At 35.1% G+C, this 17656-nt stretch carries 14 protein-coding genes and 1 other RNA gene; 11 read left to right on the top strand and 4 right to left on the bottom strand.

Annotation, left to right across the window (positions count from 1 at the left end; translation table 11 throughout):
* Positions 1-15: 15 nt before the first annotated feature.
* From JOD29_RS12840 to JOD29_RS12790, 11 genes are all read left to right on the top strand, one after another.
* Positions 16-381: a YppE family protein gene (locus tag JOD29_RS12840; protein ID WP_124764936.1), complete on the top strand. Its 366-nt coding sequence runs from the start codon at positions 16-18 to the stop codon at positions 379-381.
* On the top strand, positions 374-2650 hold the full coding sequence (locus JOD29_RS12835; protein WP_124764934.1) for a DEAD/DEAH box helicase: 2277 nt from the start codon (positions 374-376) through the stop codon (positions 2648-2650). Before JOD29_RS12840 ends, JOD29_RS12835 begins: the two co-directional genes overlap by 8 nt.
* Positions 2651-2683: 33 nt before the next feature.
* Positions 2684-3928 carry a ribonuclease H-like domain-containing protein gene (locus tag JOD29_RS12830; protein ID WP_338088316.1) on the top strand — a complete coding sequence of 415 codons (1245 nt, stop codon included), beginning with the start codon at positions 2684-2686 and terminating at the stop codon, positions 3926-3928.
* Between the two features lie 277 nt (positions 3929-4205).
* Complete coding sequence (gpsB, locus tag JOD29_RS12825) at positions 4206-4499, top strand: cell division regulator GpsB (protein WP_124764930.1); 294 nt, start codon at positions 4206-4208, stop codon at positions 4497-4499.
* 351 nt (positions 4500-4850) lie between these two features.
* An RNA gene (gene rnpB / locus JOD29_RS12820) (RNase P RNA component class B) lies at positions 4851-5230 on the top strand.
* A gap of 219 nt (positions 5231-5449) precedes the next feature.
* Positions 5450-7201, top strand: coding sequence for a GGDEF domain-containing phosphodiesterase (locus JOD29_RS12815; RefSeq protein ID WP_124764928.1), 1752 nt, complete (start codon positions 5450-5452; stop codon positions 7199-7201).
* The gene (locus JOD29_RS12810) at positions 7201-8340 is read left to right on the top strand and encodes a THUMP domain-containing class I SAM-dependent RNA methyltransferase (RefSeq protein ID WP_124764926.1); all 1140 of its coding nucleotides are present in this window, start codon (positions 7201-7203) and stop codon (positions 8338-8340) included. Before JOD29_RS12815 ends, JOD29_RS12810 begins: the two co-directional genes overlap by 1 nt.
* Before the next feature lie 299 nt (positions 8341-8639).
* Positions 8640-10544 (top strand): ATP-dependent DNA helicase, encoded by a 1905-nt coding sequence (locus JOD29_RS12805; protein WP_124764924.1) that lies wholly within the window; start codon positions 8640-8642, stop codon positions 10542-10544.
* Between the two features lie 433 nt (positions 10545-10977).
* Positions 10978-11994 carry a TRAP transporter substrate-binding protein gene (locus JOD29_RS12800; RefSeq protein ID WP_124764922.1) on the top strand — a complete coding sequence of 339 codons (1017 nt, stop codon included), beginning with the start codon at positions 10978-10980 and terminating at the stop codon, positions 11992-11994.
* A gap of 65 nt (positions 11995-12059) precedes the next feature.
* Positions 12060-12548 carry a TRAP transporter small permease gene (locus JOD29_RS12795; protein ID WP_124764920.1) on the top strand — a complete coding sequence of 163 codons (489 nt, stop codon included), beginning with the start codon at positions 12060-12062 and terminating at the stop codon, positions 12546-12548.
* On the top strand, positions 12545-13819 hold the full coding sequence (locus tag JOD29_RS12790; RefSeq protein ID WP_124764918.1) for a TRAP transporter large permease: 1275 nt from the start codon (positions 12545-12547) through the stop codon (positions 13817-13819). The genes JOD29_RS12795 and JOD29_RS12790 overlap by 4 nt, the downstream gene beginning before the upstream one ends.
* Positions 13820-14204: 385 nt before the next feature.
* Here JOD29_RS12790 and JOD29_RS12785 read toward each other — a convergent pair whose 3' ends face one another.
* The 4 genes from JOD29_RS12785 to JOD29_RS12775 all read right to left on the bottom strand — a co-directional run bounded on the left by JOD29_RS12785 (position 14205) and on the right by JOD29_RS12775 (position 17272).
* Positions 14205-15911, bottom strand: a complete 1707-nt coding sequence (locus JOD29_RS12785; protein WP_124764916.1) for a b(o/a)3-type cytochrome-c oxidase subunit 1 — start codon at positions 15909-15911, stop codon at positions 14205-14207.
* Positions 15892-16389: a cytochrome c oxidase subunit II gene (locus JOD29_RS12780; RefSeq protein ID WP_124764914.1), complete on the bottom strand. Its 498-nt coding sequence runs from the start codon at positions 16387-16389 to the stop codon at positions 15892-15894. Before JOD29_RS12780 ends, JOD29_RS12785 begins: the two co-directional genes overlap by 20 nt.
* Positions 16390-16424: 35 nt before the next feature.
* The gene (locus tag JOD29_RS20625) at positions 16425-16547 is read right to left on the bottom strand and encodes a hypothetical protein (protein ID WP_275579652.1); all 123 of its coding nucleotides are present in this window, start codon (positions 16545-16547) and stop codon (positions 16425-16427) included.
* 236 nt (positions 16548-16783) lie between these two features.
* Positions 16784-17272, bottom strand: a complete 489-nt coding sequence (locus tag JOD29_RS12775; RefSeq protein WP_192894223.1) for a chemotaxis protein CheX — start codon at positions 17270-17272, stop codon at positions 16784-16786.
* Positions 17273-17656 lie beyond the last annotated feature (384 nt).

The following is a 17656-nucleotide window of genomic DNA, read 5'->3' as shown; positions in this document are numbered from 1 at the left end:
TAAGAGGGTAATTAAATGCGATTAATTGAACAAACAAGAGAATTATTAAATGAGTGTGATGCGTCAATTAAACGTTTTTATAAAATGCGTGAACTTGACGCTTCACCTGATTTTTTTAATGATGTAAAACCACATGCTGATCAAATTCATACTATACTAGTGGAATGGCAACAATTAACAAAACAATGGATTAAAGATAATCGTCCGAAATATATACACGCACAGCAAGTTGATAATGCCGTGGATGCGGTGGATCAATTTGTTGTGCAATCATTTTATAAGAAAACTAGTAAGAAAAGATTTGAACAATCTGTACTAGCCGTACACTTCACACTTACTACGCTTTTGAGGAATTTAGAAGAAGGTGAAAGTGATGTTTAGTAAAAAACGATCAATTGATGAATTATTACAAGAATGGCGATATGACGAAGAGTTAAAACAATCTATTGTTCACTGGCAAACGCTTGAAGGTCGCCCAGCACAATATGCACCGTTTCCAGAACAATTGCATCCTTCAATTGAAAAAGCTCTTCAGTCACGTGGAATTGAACAGTTATATACTCATCAACGGGATGCTTTTGATCATGCATTAAATGGTCAATCATTTACTGCAGTGACACCAACTGCTTCCGGAAAATCTTATTGTTATCATTTACCGGTTTTGCAAAAAGTATTAGAGGATTCATCTAGTAGGGCTCTTTATTTATTTCCGACTAAAGCACTCGCTCAAGATCAAAAATCGGATTTAAATAATTTAATTGAAGCGATGGATGAGGAAATATTAAGTTATACATATGATGGAGATACTGCTCCTGCAATTCGGCAAAAAATTCGTAAGGCTGGGCATATCGTGATTACCAATCCAGATATGCTGCATTCAGGGATTTTACCGCATCATACGAAGTGGGTTTCTCTTTTTGAAAATTTAAAGTATATCGTCATAGATGAATTGCATACATATAAAGGGGTATTCGGGAGCCACGTAGCTCATGTAATTCGACGATTAAAACGAATATGTGCATTTTATGGAAGTGATCCAATCTTTATTTGTACCTCTGCAACAATCAAAAATCCGAAAGAGCTTGCAGAGAAATTAACTAATACTAAACACGAGCTCATTTCTAAATCAGGTGCACCAGTTGGTAAAAAGACATTTATCTTTTACAATCCACCGATTGTTCATCCAACATTTGGTGTTCGTAGAAGTGCCATTCTTGAGGTACGTGATTTGGCTACAAGATTATTTGAAGCAGGAATCCAATCTATTGTCTTTGCGAAATCTCGTGTTCGTGTTGAAATGCTCGTTACCTATTTAAAAGGATTAACTAAAAATAAAATTAAAGATGAATCGATTCGTGGTTATCGGGGCGGTTATTTACCAACAGAGCGACGAGAAATTGAGAAGGGACTTCGTGATGGGGAAATCCAAATAGTAGTTAGTACTAATGCGCTTGAATTAGGTGTCGATATTGGACAACTTCAAGCGTGTATTATGACAGGGTATCCAGGAAATATTGCGAGTGCATGGCAACAAGCAGGACGCGCGGGAAGACGACAAGACTCTGCGTTAATTATTTATGTTGCAGCATCTACGGCACTCGACCAGTATGTGGTCAACAATCCGATGTATCTATTAGGAAGTTCGCCGGAAGAAGCATTAATTAATCCGGAAAATATATTAATATTAATGGATCATTTAAAATGTGCTGCTTTCGAATTGCCTTTTTCAATGACAGAAACCTATGGAGAATTTGAGGTCCAAGAATTACTTGCCTATTTAGAAGAGGAAGGTATTCTAGTAAAAACAAGTTCAAATTGGTACTGGATGAGCGAAAGATTCCCTGCTCATGACATTAGTTTGCGCTCGGCAGCACAGGAAAACGTAGTTATTGTTGACCAAACGATTCCAGCTGCAACAAAAGTAATTGGTGAAATGGATACGTATAGTGCCATGACTTTATTACATGAAGAAGCTATCTATCTGCATCAAGGAACACAATTCCAAGTAGAAAAACTAGATTGGGAAGAAAAGAAAGCATATGTACGTGAAGTAGATGTTGATTATTTTACAGACGCAAATTTAGCAGTTGAATTAAAGGTCATGAGTGAGGATCTAACAAAACCATATAAATCCTGTCAAGTAAGCTATGGTGATGTGAGTCTTCTAGCCATTCCGACAATTTTTAAAAAGATTAAGTTTTCTACACATGAGAATATTGGATCTGGTCCAATTCATTTACCACCCCATGAAATGCACACAAATGCAACGTGGTTAACTTTTGATTTGCCAGAAAATTGGTCTGAAGAAATGTTAACAGATTCTTTAACAGGTGTTGCATATGCAATGCAGTCTTTCGTACCTTTATTTATTCAATGTGACCGAAGTGATTTATCTATAGTCCCTCAAGTGAAAGCAGTGCATAATAAAAAACCGACACTTTTTATATATGACAGTTATCCAGGTGGAATAGGTCTTTCAGAAAAAGTGTACGACATTATTGACCCTTTATTAAGACATACCTATAATCATGTGTATTCTTGTCCATGTCAACATGGGTGTCCATCTTGTATCGGAGCACAGGATCTTTCATCTCAGGGGAAAGAACAAGTATTGAAAATATTAACAATTCTAATGAATGAATCGATGTGAGTATCCATGTCATATGAAAATAAAATATTACAAATGAAGAAGTTGTTAGGCAAAAAGAAAGAAGTTAAAGAAGAAACTAAACCTAAGTATCAGAAACCTTCCCAACCAATCTATGTGAAAAATTGGGAAGATGCAGGGTTAACCTTAATAGAGAATGATTTTGGTGTGCTATTTAAAAGGGAAGTACGTTATCCGCTAGATTTCAAACACGGAAAAGTTTATCTTCGTTCTTTCTTTCATGCAGTAGATATGTGGCATAATTCTAACATAGACCACCCATTTTCAATAGATTCTAATGAGAGGGTTATCTTCTTTGATACGGAAACTACAGGCTTAAAAGGTGTTGGTACGTATATTTTTCTGATTGGTCTTTTAGAATTTTGTGATAAAGAATTCGTCCTAACCCAATATGTTTTAGCTGACCCTTCAAATGAAGCAGCTTTTTTATTCGAATCTAAATTTTGGAAACAACAAGCAACAATCGTTACATACAATGGGAAAAGCTTTGATTGGCCTCAACTTGAAACACGATGGACGATGAATCAAAATGTGTTGCCTAAGTTAAAACAAATGAGACAAATTGATTTATTACACAGCACGAAACGTTTGTGGAAAAATAATTTAGAGCGAATGAAATTAACATTGGTTGAAGAAGAGAAATTAGGATTTAAACGAATAGGTGATATTCCGGGTCATTTGGCTCCTATTATTTATCTAGATGCAGTTAAAAGCGGAAATGCACAGTCTCTCATGAAAGTGCTGTACCATAATGAATGGGATTTATTATCGCTTGTCACACTTTATAGTATTTCTACGAATCTATTACTAGAAGACGAAATACAGGACTCGGCTATAACCCATACTAATATTGGGAAGTGGTATGGGGATTTAAAATACGAAGAAAAAGCACAAAATGTACTTTATAATGTAACAGACAATTTCAACGATCATGAGGCAGGAAATGCATATTTTTTACTCGCATTTCAACAAAAGAGAAAATCATTTTATAAGGAAGCGGCTATTTCATTTGAAAAATCGTTGTTAACAATTGAACCACCACAAAAATTAAAAGCCCTTGAGCAACTGGCCATGTTATACGAACATCAATTTAAAGATTTTCAAAATGCATTAGAGTATACACAAAAAGGATTAGCGCTACTTGAAAATCATTATTTTTTAAAAGAACAGCAAAAAGTGAAGGCCAAGGAAAAATGGTACAAGCGCTACAATAGAATTGAAAAAAAGTTATCTACATTATTAAATGTAACTGTAGATTAATAAGACAAAGTGGTAGAAATTATTTTCGAAATTTCCTGGGTAAGCGCAAAATATGACAACGTTGTCAAAAGGTGTTACATTTAACTTCAATAGGTTAATATCCCTTACAATATTTAGGCTGATAAGTCAGCGCGCAGTACAAATATTAAAAGATGTATTTGATTATAAAACCTGTCACGTATATTTTAAAAAACTATTGTTTTTCAAGTCCCTTTACAATATATCGATATGCTATAATTAAGGTAATGTATGTTTGGAATGGAAGGACGATGTTTGAATGGAAATTAAATTAAATTCAAAAATTATATATGAAAAAGAATTTAAAAAAGCTATTAAAGGATATAGCGTAGATGAAGTTGACCAATTCTTAGATCAAGTATTGGAAGATTATGACGTATTTGAACAAGTAGTAGAACAGCTTAAAGCTGAAAATAAACGCTTAAAAGAAGAATTAGAAAATGCTAATCGTAAACCACAAGCTGCACCATCTAGTGGTAATACAAACTTTGATATATTAAAACGTCTTTCTAAGCTCGAGAAGGAAGTATTTGGAAGTAGATTATACGAATAAAAATTAAGCTATGGCCAACCATCGATGGGATTTTATACCTTGCATATATAACATTACTCTATTAAAATTATTCGTTTTAACGTAGGATTTAGGCAAAGAAATCTTTTACTAAGTCTTTGTGATTTTCGATGTGTTTGGAACAGTTTGTTATATATGTGGGCGTAGCATGTATAGCAATCAATGTAGTTTTTAGCTTTTGATTATTTATCTCATCAGGTTTCGACTTCAACTGAATTAGCGAAAACTGTAAAACAACTCCAAACAAATGAGTTATAAATCTTCGAATGAAAAAATTAAAGATTGATGTTGTTTTTTTGATAATTTTTTAGTATACTAATTGATGTCATAGGAAAATTCGAGTAATCGCTGCAACATTAATGTTGTAGAGGAAAGTCCATGCTCACACGGATCTGAGATGACCGTAGTGTTCGTGCTTACCGAAAAAATAAGGTAAGGCAGGCTAAGCCTGACGGCGGAAGGAAAACCTAAGTCTTAGGATATGGTTGACACTTCCTGAAAAGTGCCACAGTGACGGAGCTTCATTGGAAACGGTGAAGGTGGAACGAGGTAAACCCCACGAGTGAGAAACCCAAATTATGGTAGGGGCACTCTCCTGAAGGAATTGAACGGATGGAGGGACGAAAGATTTCTTTCGTAGATAGATGATTACTACCCGGTCGTACGAGGTGTTAACCGTTTGAGTACTCGGGAACAAAACATGGCTTACTGAATTTCCATGATTAAACCTAAAATAATTATTAACTAAAATACATTAAACTTTATTAATCATTCGTTAGTTCAGACTAATTATGAAATGTGTAAACACACACATTTTAACATTGGACGAATATGGTAAAGTTTAAAAACTGAGTAGATTGACTTAGTATGATAGGCTCTCCATCTTCATATGGAGGGCCTTTCTTTTAGGTATAAGAGATAGGGTGGTCGTAATGAAAGACTCATTTGAGGAGAAAACTTCCAATAGTAAAAATTCAAATTCTTATTACTCAGAAAATGTATTATTAAAGGTTTTTGAAAATATTACAGAAGGTGTTATGATTACTGACAAAAATAAAATTATTCAAGTCGTGAATCCTGCATTTGAATTTGTAACAGGTTTCAACAGTAAAGAAGTGATTGGTAAAAAACCGTCTATTATTCAATCGGGTGTACATAATTCCATATTTTACAATAAGATGTGGGACAGTATTAAAAAGTTTGGAATGTGGCAGGGTGAGATTTGGAATCGACGGAAAACAGGGGAAGTATATCCAGAGTGGCTTACCATTATGAGTATAAAAGATTCTAATGGTGAAATTACAAACTTTTGTGGTATTTTTACTGATTTATCTGAAAAAAAACTTGTTGAAAATGAATTAGAAAAACGAACTTTAACTGACTCACTAACAGAAGTAAATAATCGTTTTGCTTTTCTCGAAAAAATGAACACTTTATTAGAATCAAGTGAATTAATCTCCCCACAAGTACATCACGCAGTTTTCTTTTTAGATTTGGATCGTTTTAAACAAATTAATGATACGCTTGGCCATGCTATTGGCGATAAACTCCTAGTGGAAGCAGCAATCCGACTAAAAACATTACTAGAGCCGAAAGATATTGTTGCACGCTATGGTGGCGATGAATTTGTCATAACGTTAACAAATATTCAACATCCACGAGAAGCAGCAAAGTTTGCTGAAGAAGTCATTCGTTCATTTGAAGAACCTGTTCTAATCAACAATCAAGAAATTTTTATTTCAACTAGTATAGGTATTAGTATGTATCCACATGATGGTCAAACGACTGATGTCCTTGTAAAAAGTGCTGATAAGGCGATGAACTTTGTAAAGCAAAATGGTCGTGGGAGTTTTTCATTTTATTTTGAAGACTTAAATATCGACGCTAAACGAGTAATTCTGTTAGACCGTGAAATTCGTAAAGCAATCGAAAATCGAGAATTTACACTTAGCTTTCAACCCAAAATAGATGTTGTTCATAATACCATTGTCGGATTAGAAGCGTTAGTCCGTTGGCAAAATAAAGAGCTTGGATTTGTTTCTCCGGGTGAGTTTATTCCTTATGCAGAAGAAACGGGCTTAATTATTCCATTAAGTGAAATTATTATTGAAAAAGCTTGCGAAGAATTGGCAATACTAAGGGCTGCAGGCTATCGAGATATACCGATTGCCATTAACATATCAAGTATACATTTTGGGCAAAGTAACTTCTTAGAATCGTTACAAAAAATACTCGAAAAGTACAATACTGCTCCACATAATTTTGAATTGGAAGTAACTGAAAGAACGGTCATGAATAGCGATGAAGAAACAGTTCGTAAATTTGTTCGATTGAAAAAAGCAGGTTTTAAGCTTTCAATTGATGACTTTGGAACTGGTTATTCTTCACTTAGCTACCTTGTTCGATTCCCATTAGATTATTTGAAAATTGATCGAAGTTTTATTCAACATATTGCTTTGCTTGATGAAAAACAGGCAGTAGTTGATGCAATCATTCAAATGGCACATCGATTAAAAATGAAAGTCATAGCAGAAGGTGTTGAAAACATTCAACAGTTAAATTTATTACGTAAAATGGGCTGTGACTATCTACAAGGATATTATTATAGTAAACCGGTACCCATGGCCGAACTAATTGATTTCCTTCAAATTTGGGAAGTTGAACATCAAGGAAGGATAGAATAATGAGTAAATTTCAACTAGTAGCTACTTCAGCAATGGGTTTAGAATCAATTGTTGCACAAGAAGTACAAGAATTAGGATATGAAACACGTGTAGAAAACGGCAAAGTGTATTTTGAAGGAGACGAAACTGCCATTGCAAGATGTAACTTATGGTTACGTGTAGCCGATCGAGTAAAAATCGTTGTGGCTGAGTTTCCAGCACACACATTTGACCAACTATTTGAAAGTACAAAAGGAATTGAATGGGAACGTTATTTACCAGTAGATGCAGCGTTTCCAGTGTCAGGTAAGTCGGTAAAATCTAAATTATATAGTGTACCCGATTGCCAAGCGATTGTGAAAAAAGCAATCGTAGAGCGAATGAAGTTTCACTATAAGCGCTTAGGATTTTTAGATGAATCAGGTGCAACATATAAAATTGAGGTGTCTATTTTAAAGGATGTTGCAACCCTGACGATCGATACTTCTGGAGCAGGGCTTCATAAGCGCGGCTATCGTCAAGTACAGGGGGAAGCGCCATTGAAAGAAACCCTTGCAGCAGCTTTAGTAAAAATTTCAAAATGGAGTCCGTCTCGTCCTTTTGTCGATGTATTTTGTGGATCAGGAACGATTCCATTAGAAGCTGCTATGATTGGTCAAAATATCGCACCGGGCTATAACCGTGAATTTATCTCGGAACAATGGCCATGGATGAAGGCAAAAATTTGGGAAGAAATTCGAGATGAAGCGGATTCCCTTGCAAAATATGACCAACCTATTGAAATTTCAGGGTCCGATATTGATCATAAAATGGTGAAAATTGCGCAAGAAAATGCATTAGAAGCAGGATTTGGTGACCTGATTACATTTAAACAAATGCAAGCAACTGATTTTACTACAAGATTATCTGACGGTGTCATCATTTCGAATCCACCATACGGAGAACGTATTGGTGAAAAAGAAGCGATTGAAAAAGTCATTCATCAATTAGGACAAGTGATGAAAGATTATCCTACTTGGTCTGTGTATATGCTTTCTTCAATGGAGAACTTTGAAGAAGTGTACGGAAAGAAAGCAACAAAGAAACGTAAGTTATTTAATGGCTTCATTCGTACAGATTACTACCAATTCTGGGGTCAAAAATCGAAAAGAGAAGAATAATTTACTTTTTTATGTATAGAATACATGTTTTTACAATAGGCTTTATAAGATAAAATATATTTTGCGATGTTAATCTTCGTTTAGAGGGCGTAGAACTCCCCACTGAACAAAGATTATGCCTCCGGCGAGAGTCATGCGACTTCGTAGTGGACTTGATCGTCTAGACAAGTCCGAAATCGGGACGCAATGACGCCAAGGTAAAATGGATAGTAAATCGCAAAGGAGGTGTCTCATTGTAGTATGAGACACCTCCTTCAATGTCTATAAAAAATAGACATCTATATGAAGGAGTTACAAAAATGAGAGAGTCTTTACCATTTGAATTATCTAAAGATCGGTCGTTCTTTGAATCTCTAGGGGATTGGATCGGCGACGTTTTATATGATGAATTGCCAGAAAAAGGATTTGAATGCCGTGATGAACAGATTTTTATGGCGTATCAAATCGAGCAAGCATTAAAAGAAAAAAATGTATTATTTGCGGAAGCTGGTGTTGGAACAGGAAAGACGATCGCCTACCTGTTACCTGCTATTTCTTATGCACGATACACTGGGAAACCAGCATTAATTGCCTGTGCTGATGAAACTTTAATCGACCAGCTTGTTAAAGAAGGTGGCGATATTTACAAACTTCGTGACCATTTAGGATTAAATATTGATGTACGGCTTGCTAAATCACGAGATCAATACTTATGTCTTAAACGTTTCGAGGAAGCTGAAAAAGTAGAAGTTGATGATTGGATAGACGATATCGCATTTTCAATTCCAGAAGGCGTATATGCACAAGGTTCAATGAAATCAGCGCAATTGTTCGGTGCACGTAGCGATTATCCAACGGTAAGTGATGAAGATTGGCAAAAAGTTAACTATAACTCGTTAATGCAATGTGGTGTTTGTGAAATGCGCAATCGTTGTGGCCAAACATTACATCGTGCAAATTATCGCATGTCTACAGATTTAATAATATGTTCTCAAGATTTCCTGATGGAACATTTAGCGACAAAAGAGTCACGTAAACGTGAAGGTCAGTTAACTTTATTACCTGAAGTATCAATGATTGTATTAGACGAAGGACATTTACTTGAATATGCTGCACAAAAAGCGATGACTTATAAAGTTCAAGGATATACGATTTTGAATCTATTAGAGAGATTAATGGTTGATGGAGTTCGTGAACGTACGCTATATGCAATGGAGAAGTTACAGGATGATCATGAACTATTTTTTGATCAACTACGTGATGATATCGTCCGATCTGATGAAGAACGAAAAACAATCAAAAAATCTACGAAATTACTTGCACTCGGGAAGCAACTGGTTGCTGATGTGGAACAGCTTTTAGAAGAGTTTGTGTTCGAATCAGAACTTTATATGATCCCTGAGTATGAGTTAAATATGGCTGAGGAATTTTTAGAACAATACGTTGCTTCAATCCGAATCTTCATCGCACAGGGTGATGCAGTCGATTGGTTGGAAGAAACGGATGGCGAGGAAACATTAGTCATCATGCCTCGACTAATCACAGAAGTGTTACAAGAAACATTATTCTCTAAGAAATTACCAATTGTATTTTCTTCTGCTACATTATCGGTTAAGAAAGACTTTTCTTATATTGCCTATAGCTTAGGAATTACAAAGTATCAATCATTTAGTGTACCTTCTCCATTTGATTATGAAGAAGTGATGAAAATCTATCTTCATGCATTAAACCAAGCGGAAAAAGTGAAAAAAGTAGAGCAAATTTTACGGGATGAAAAACAAACATTAATTTTATTTAAGTCGAAAAAATCAATGTTAGAATTCAAAGCTAAACTTCCAATGATGGCTCGATTATCGACAGCATTTGAAGGGGACCGTGAATTATCGGCAATTATTCGAGACTTCCAAAATGGGGACATTAAAACGTTATGTTCGTATCATTTATGGGAAGGTCTTGATTTACCTGAGGAAGCATTAACAAGGGTTATTATTTTTGACTTACCGTTCCCACCACATGATCCACTATTTGATGCGAAACGTTCCTTTTCAGAAAATGCCTTTGAGGAAGTCGAATTACCATTTATGCAACTTCGCTTGCAACAAGGGATGGGAAGGCTCATCCGTACTTCTAATGATTATGGGGAAATTCATATTCTGTTAAATCCAGAAGAACAAAAAGTGAAAACTGAATTTATTGAAATTTTACCAGTTACACCAATCGAATAGAATTTAGCGAAATGTCCAAATGTGGCATTTCGCTTTTTTTATTGAAGATCATTTCGGAAAGATTTAATCCGGATCTGTATTTCTAAATTTCAGTTTAAGATGAAATTTGTCAAGAAACTCCCTCAATAAATGTTAACCTCTCATTTTGCTATTCGTAAGTATTTGTTGGAATTTATTCTACTTTCCATAAAAATGTTATGTAACAAAAGAACTCGAATTGTAATAAAATTTTCATTATTATGAAATTTGAAGTTTGTAAACGTTTCCACTTCATTTCCTCTTAGTCAGTCAGAATATTGTATATGAAGCTTTTAGCTGTGTTCAGCTTAGCAATCATGAATAGGTAGATGTTGAAGGGAGGTTTGAGAGTAGTATTCCTTTATTTGAACTAATTTTATGTTATTCGTTAAATAAAATCTAATCGGGGTGGACTATGAAAAAACTATTAATCTTCTTTTCTATTGTAATGTGTTCAATTTTGTTAGTTGCTTGTGGAAGTTCTTCTAAGGACGATACGGCAACATCGACTTCGTCAGAAGCTAAAGAAATTGTTTATCGTTTTGGTCATGCAGCACCTGAAGGAGACCCAGGAGATTTACTATCTGAAAAAATGGCAGAAGGAATTGATCAAGCAACTGATGGCCAAGTAACTATAGAAGTATTCCCAGGTGCTCAATTAGGTGGCGAAGTTGAAATGGTGGAACAAGTTCGTGCAGGTACAATTGATTTTGCCTTTGTAACTGGTGGTGCACTGTCTAACTTTGTTGAAGACGTTGCTTTTTTAGACATGCCGTTCCTTTTTGATGATTTAGATCATGCCCAAAGAGTATTAAAGGGTGAAGTGGGAGATCAACTAAAAGCAAAAGCAGAGGAAAAAGGTTTAAAGATTCTAACTTTCATGAATTATGGAATCGCTAACATTTCTAATAATAAACACGATGTTTACGGTCCAGAAGATTTAAAAGGGTTAAAATTACGTACATTAGAAAACGAGATTTTTATGGACACATACCGTGCATTAGGTGCTGACCCTGTACCAATCCCATATCCTGAGCTATACACTTCAATCCAACAAGGTGTGGTTGACGGGACAGATCCATTAAACGTAACAATGACTGGTGGTAAGTTATACGAAGTTACGAAGCACTTATCTAAAGTTGGAATTAGTTATCGTGCAGGTGTACTAGTAATGAATTTAGATAAATATGACGAACTAAGTGACGACTTACGCGGGAAATTGGATACGGTCGTAGGAGAAAGTGACGACTATTACCATAGCACAATCTATCCTGAATACGAAAAAAGTGCAGAGAAAATTATGACGGACAATGGCGTAAAAATAATCGAACAAGATGAAATTGACATGGAAGCTTTCAGAAAAGCGGTTCAGCCAGTTTACGATAAACATGAATCAAAGTTTGCAGAGTATATATCTAAAATTAAAGAGTAAAGATTTTATTCAACAGGCCCCATTTACCAATAAGGGGCCTCTTTAAACTCTAGAGGGAGGGACATATGTATCATTCTTTTGTACGTCAATTAAATCGTGTTACAGAATATGTCGCGATGTCATTTCTCGTGATCATGGTACTCCTAGTATTTTTCCAAATCATATCTCGTGCAATATCTGGTTTTTCCTTTTCTTGGACTGAAGAAGTAGCGAGGTATATATTAGTATGGGTGTCCTTTTTAGCAAGTGGTTTTGCCTACCAATACGGAGCACATGTTAGTATTGAGGTATTAGTAAATAAATTTAACATCAAAGCCAAGAATGTTTTTGCAATAATCGGGGCAATGGTCAGTATCTCTTTTGCGATTATACTTATTATTACTGGATTTGAGCTTTCTATGGAATCCATGACTAACACCTCTCCAGCTCTACATTTACCAATGTCATTAGTATATTTCGCCATACCACTTGGTGCCATTCTACAAATTATTAACATTATTGACCTATTGTTAAAAGGAATAAATAAAAGTCGTAACCTTGAGGTGAATGAATGAGTATACTTCTATTCGTCTTATTGTGTATTTTATTCTTTTTAAATGTTCCAATCGCAGTCGCTCTAGGATTATCAACAATTATCATCGTATTACTTACTGGAAGTTTTGAGTTAAGTACCGTTCCTCATCGAATGTTTACGACATTAGATTCATTCCCGTTAATGGCTGCACCTTTTTTCATTTTAGCTGGAAAGATTATGGAGCATGGTGGAATTTCAGATAAAATCGTAGAATTTGCATCTAGCCTAGTAGGGCATCTTCGTGGTGGACTAGCTCATGTGTCTATTGTTGCCTGTATGTTTTTTGCGGCCCTTTCTGGTTCAGCTGTAGCAACAACTGCAGCGGTAGGAGGTTTACTAATTCCTGCAATGGTAAAAGCGGGATATAATCGTGAATTCTCTGCATCTGTCCAAGCAGCAGGAGGTACAACTGGAGTCATCATTCCGCCTAGTGTTCCGATGGTATTATTTGCGGTAAGTGCAGGTGTATCAGTCAGTGATTTATTTATTGCAGGTGTTGTTCCAGGGATATTTATTGGGATTACTTTAATGGTTTGGGTATATATTTATTCACTAAAAAACGAGATTCGTAGCACGGAAACATTTAATCTTTCGAAAGTATGGAAAAGTGGATTAGGTTCAATTTTAGCATTACTAATGCCGATCATTATTTTAGGTGGAATTTATGGAGGATTCTTCACACCAACCGAAGCTTCTGTAATCGCGGTTGTGTATGGGTTCCTTGTTGGGAAGTTTGTTTATAAGAAAATTACTTGGAATGTTTTAAGAACGATTATTTTAGAAACGGTTATTGTATTATCAACACTATCTGTAATCATTGCATCGGCCTCTATTTTTGGCTTCTATTTAACAATCGAGAGATTACCTCATGAATTAGCGTCCGTCATTTCTGAATTAAACTTGCAGCCAGTCGTAGTCATGTTTGTTATTATTATCTTCCTTTTAATTGTTGGGATGTTTATTGATGAGATTTCGGCAATTATCATTTTAACGCCAATTCTACTACCAATTGCAACTTCAATAGGAATAGATCCGGTACATTTCGGCATTATAATGATTGTAAATTTAACAATTGGTCTATTAACACCCCCGGTAGGGTTAAGTTTATTTGTTGCATCAAAAGTAGGAAATGTGTTGCCTGAAAAAATGATTAAGCCTCTAATGCCATTTATCATAATAATGACAATCGACGTAGTGATACTCTGGTTATTCCCGCAACTTAGTGTTGGGGTAGTCAAGTTCTTCTCATAAAACTATTAAACTTTTCGTATAAATAGATAGGGACTTTAATGGCTGATTTAAAGGTTACTGCAACTTTTAACTCAGTCTTTTTATTTGCACAAGAGAATCTTTCTTGTGATAGATAGGTATTTTAAATATAATTTTATCGAACTATTAACTATTGAAGAACTTTTTGATGTCGTAATACAATGTCTAAGTAAAAGAGCGTTATAAAACTAGTGGGACATGTATTTAATGATCAAAAAAACCCCTCCCAAACAATAAGTAGGGGAGGGGGTAAATACGTTTTTAACAATGGATTATTTTATCACAATAGTTGAATCATCTCTGCTATACCAGAGGACGTAGCGCTATCGCAGACGCGGAATTAAATAGATGTTTCCAGCTTTCATTATTACCAGAATTTGTAACCCTTTGAACCAAGTGGTGAGTTTTGTACAATATCAATTAATGGAATAGTGTAAGCAATAAGGATTAATGCAACTAAGATAACTCCCCATACTTTAAAGTTTTCTAAGAGAGCAGGAGTTTTTTCAGCACCTTCAGCTACTTCAGCAATTGGGAACTCTTCTTCGCCTTTAGGTGCGAACCAAAGTAAGTTTACGACAATTCCAATGATGAATAAAATCGCGATGAATAATATTGTACCACCAACTGCTTGTGCGACTTGATAAGAAATCCATTCAGTAGCTTGCTCAGATCCACCGTAAGTAGAGTATTCAGAACGGCGAGGTGCACCGAATAAACCTGCAATATGCATAGCACCGGACATAATGACCATCCCAACTGACCATAAAATACCTGAAACAATTCCTAAATTGTTCATTTTCTTCGTTAATTTTCGACCAGTTAGATGTGGGATTAACCAATATGCTGTACCGAAGAAAGTTAAGACAACTGTAGTAGCTACTGTTAAATGGAAGTGTCCTGTTACCCAAATAGTATTATGAATTAATTGGTTCATCTGATAAGATGCGTTGACAAGGCCACCAGCACCACCAGGTATGAACGCAACCATGCCGATAAAAGGTAATAAGAAGCGTACATCATTCCAAGGTAAGTTTTTAAACCAACCAAATACTCCTTTAGCACCTAGCTCTCGACCACGTAATTCAAATGTTGCGAACATAGAGAATGCAGTAAGTAGTGACGGAATAACAACAAAGAATGTTAAAACCACTTGAACAAACTTCCAGAAACCATCAATACCAGGCTCAGTTAATTGGTGGTGAACACCAACAGGAATTGAGAAAAGTAAAAATAGCATAAATGACAGGCGAGCAAGGGCATCAGAGAAAATTTTACCACCAACAATTTTTGGAACGATTGCATACCAAACCATATATGCTGGTAATAACCAGAAATAAACTAGAGCGTGACCAAAATACCAGAATAAAGTACGAGTTAATAATACATCGATTCTTTCAATAAATCCTAACGACCAAGGTAATAATTGGAATAATACTTCAGCTGCAACTCCAAGTGTTGCAACAAACCACATTAAATTGTTTACAACAACCATAAACGAAAGAAGTGGTGATGTTTGACCTTTATTTTCTTTGCGCCACTGAATATAGCGTAAACTTTGAGCTAAACCTACGATCCAAGAACCTACAACTACTAATGTTAAACCTAAATAATAAATCCAGTGTGCTTGAAGTGGTGCATAGAATGTATAAAGTACAGATGCTTCATTTAAAAGTACCATAGTAGCAGCTGCTAACATACCGATTGTCATGATCCAGAAACCAACCCAACCAGTTTTACGTTGCTTGTTAGAAAGGGCACCCGCAGTTCGACTTACTGCTGCTGTTTGGAAACCTAGAATGAAATATGTTGTTAATATGAGTCCTAATAATACTCCATGTACAGTTAATACTTGATAATAACCAATGCCAAAAGGTAATTTGAATTGACCAGAACGAACTAAAACTTGAAGTAACCCACAAAGACCACCGACGAATAATGCTATGAATGCTACCATTATATGAGCTAATGCAAGTTTTGCATCTTTACGATCAACTTTTGTACTACTAATTACTTTTGAATTTCCTTTGTTGTTATGAGTGACCTTTTTATCCTTAGTGATTACTGCTGTCATTTGAGTTCACCACCATTAATTTAGAATACATCATTGCGTGACCTGCTCCGCAATATTCGTTACATACGATTAAAAACTCTCCAACCTTATCGGCAGTTGTTACATATTCTGAAACGTAGCCAGGTTCTAACATCATGTTAATATTAGTTCCTGCAACCTCAAAACCATGAATAACGTCTTTTGTTGTAGCAATGAATTTTACTTTTGAACCAACAGGAATTTCGATATTCATTGGGTTATAACTGAAAGCTGAAGCCACTAAAACTACTTCATAATCCCAATCTTTACCTTCTACTTTGTGAACACCAGGTTGATTGAACGGTGCAATTTCATCAACTTTTTCATAATTAATTGTCCATTTTGAATTATTGGGATGAGTTCCGTTATGGAAAGCACTCACACCTACAATGACTAAGAATGCAACTAGCATGGCTGCGCCAAACGAAAGCCACCACTTCTCATACTTGTGTATGTGCATAAGTTGTTCCCTCCTATAAAAAGAAATAAATTAAGTTAAAAACGATCAATAAATAAATTGAAGCATAGAGCCCAAACGATAATAATGAAAATTCCTAAACCGAAAGTAGCATATAAAGTACCTTTCAAATTTTCATCAGATTTTTTATGGTTTGCCATGAAAGTCCCTCCTAATTTTGAGAAAATATATTTCATGAACTCATCATATAAAAAAACGTTTTCACAGGATGTGATAAAAATCACACTATGGCATATGAAATGTGAACTTAATGTGAAACGTAAAAAATACACATATTTGAATCTTTTGGAATAAAAAAAACACACCAATCATAAAAAATTAGTGTGTTTACATTATTAATGGCAAAAAAGTGAAAAAACACTTTTTAGTCAAAATCCTAATCAATTGTAAATAATATAGTCATTTTACCTGCATTTTCGATTGTTAGAGGTAGAAGAAAGGCCTTTTCAAATCCATAGATAGTTGAGTTCCCATCGAAGACGGTAGGTGGAGTAATATCGATATTAGCGAATTCTTGTACTAAATGAGTGCTAAAATGGCCAGCAAACATATTTCCAAATTCCCCAGTAAAGGAAACTAGCATATCTCCCTCAACTGGAATGCCAAACATTCTTGCGCCTATAGCACTAAAAGTAGATGAAGTACTATCTATTAGTATTTTCCCGTTTATATCCCCAGTGAGACCTATTTGTACCCCAATATCTTCTTGTAAAAAAGGTTCGAGTGTATAAGAAGGGGATTGCAAATCAATTTTCATTGTTAAAATGGTATTCAAAGCTTGAATTGTGCTGTTTAATATTGTTTCAATGGTTGTTGAAGTAATCACCGAATGCACCCTTTTTTGACTTTTTTCATCTCGTTTCATGTTATTTCTACATTATAACAAAAGAGTTTAAGTGTAACTTGACGTATGTGTGAATTTTTCATTATAATTTAGTAAATGCAACTGAAAATGATTATCAATATTGGGAAGGGGATTGACTAATGGTCTATTTATTTGTTTGTGCAACAGTGATTATTTATATAGGAATTGGGTCTTATGTGCTAAAAAGAACTGTGAAATAAAAATGGAACCCCCAAGAGAGTCATAATCCAAAGTAAAGAACTTAGTCTATAAAAAAGTTAATAAAACGAATAATCTCCAAAAAATATAATGTTAAATCTTATAACAACCTCAAACATGCCCCCTCTAGAGCAAAATATTTTCCTAACTTAGTAAAAATAATTATATTATTAGATTTTTTTCTTA

The sequence above is a fragment of the Lysinibacillus composti genome (assembly GCF_016908465.1).
Taxonomy (GTDB): domain Bacteria; phylum Bacillota; class Bacilli; order Bacillales_A; family Planococcaceae; genus Ureibacillus; species Ureibacillus composti_A.
Note: the sequence above shows the minus strand (reverse complement) of the source record. Positions and strands in the feature narration are given on the sequence as shown.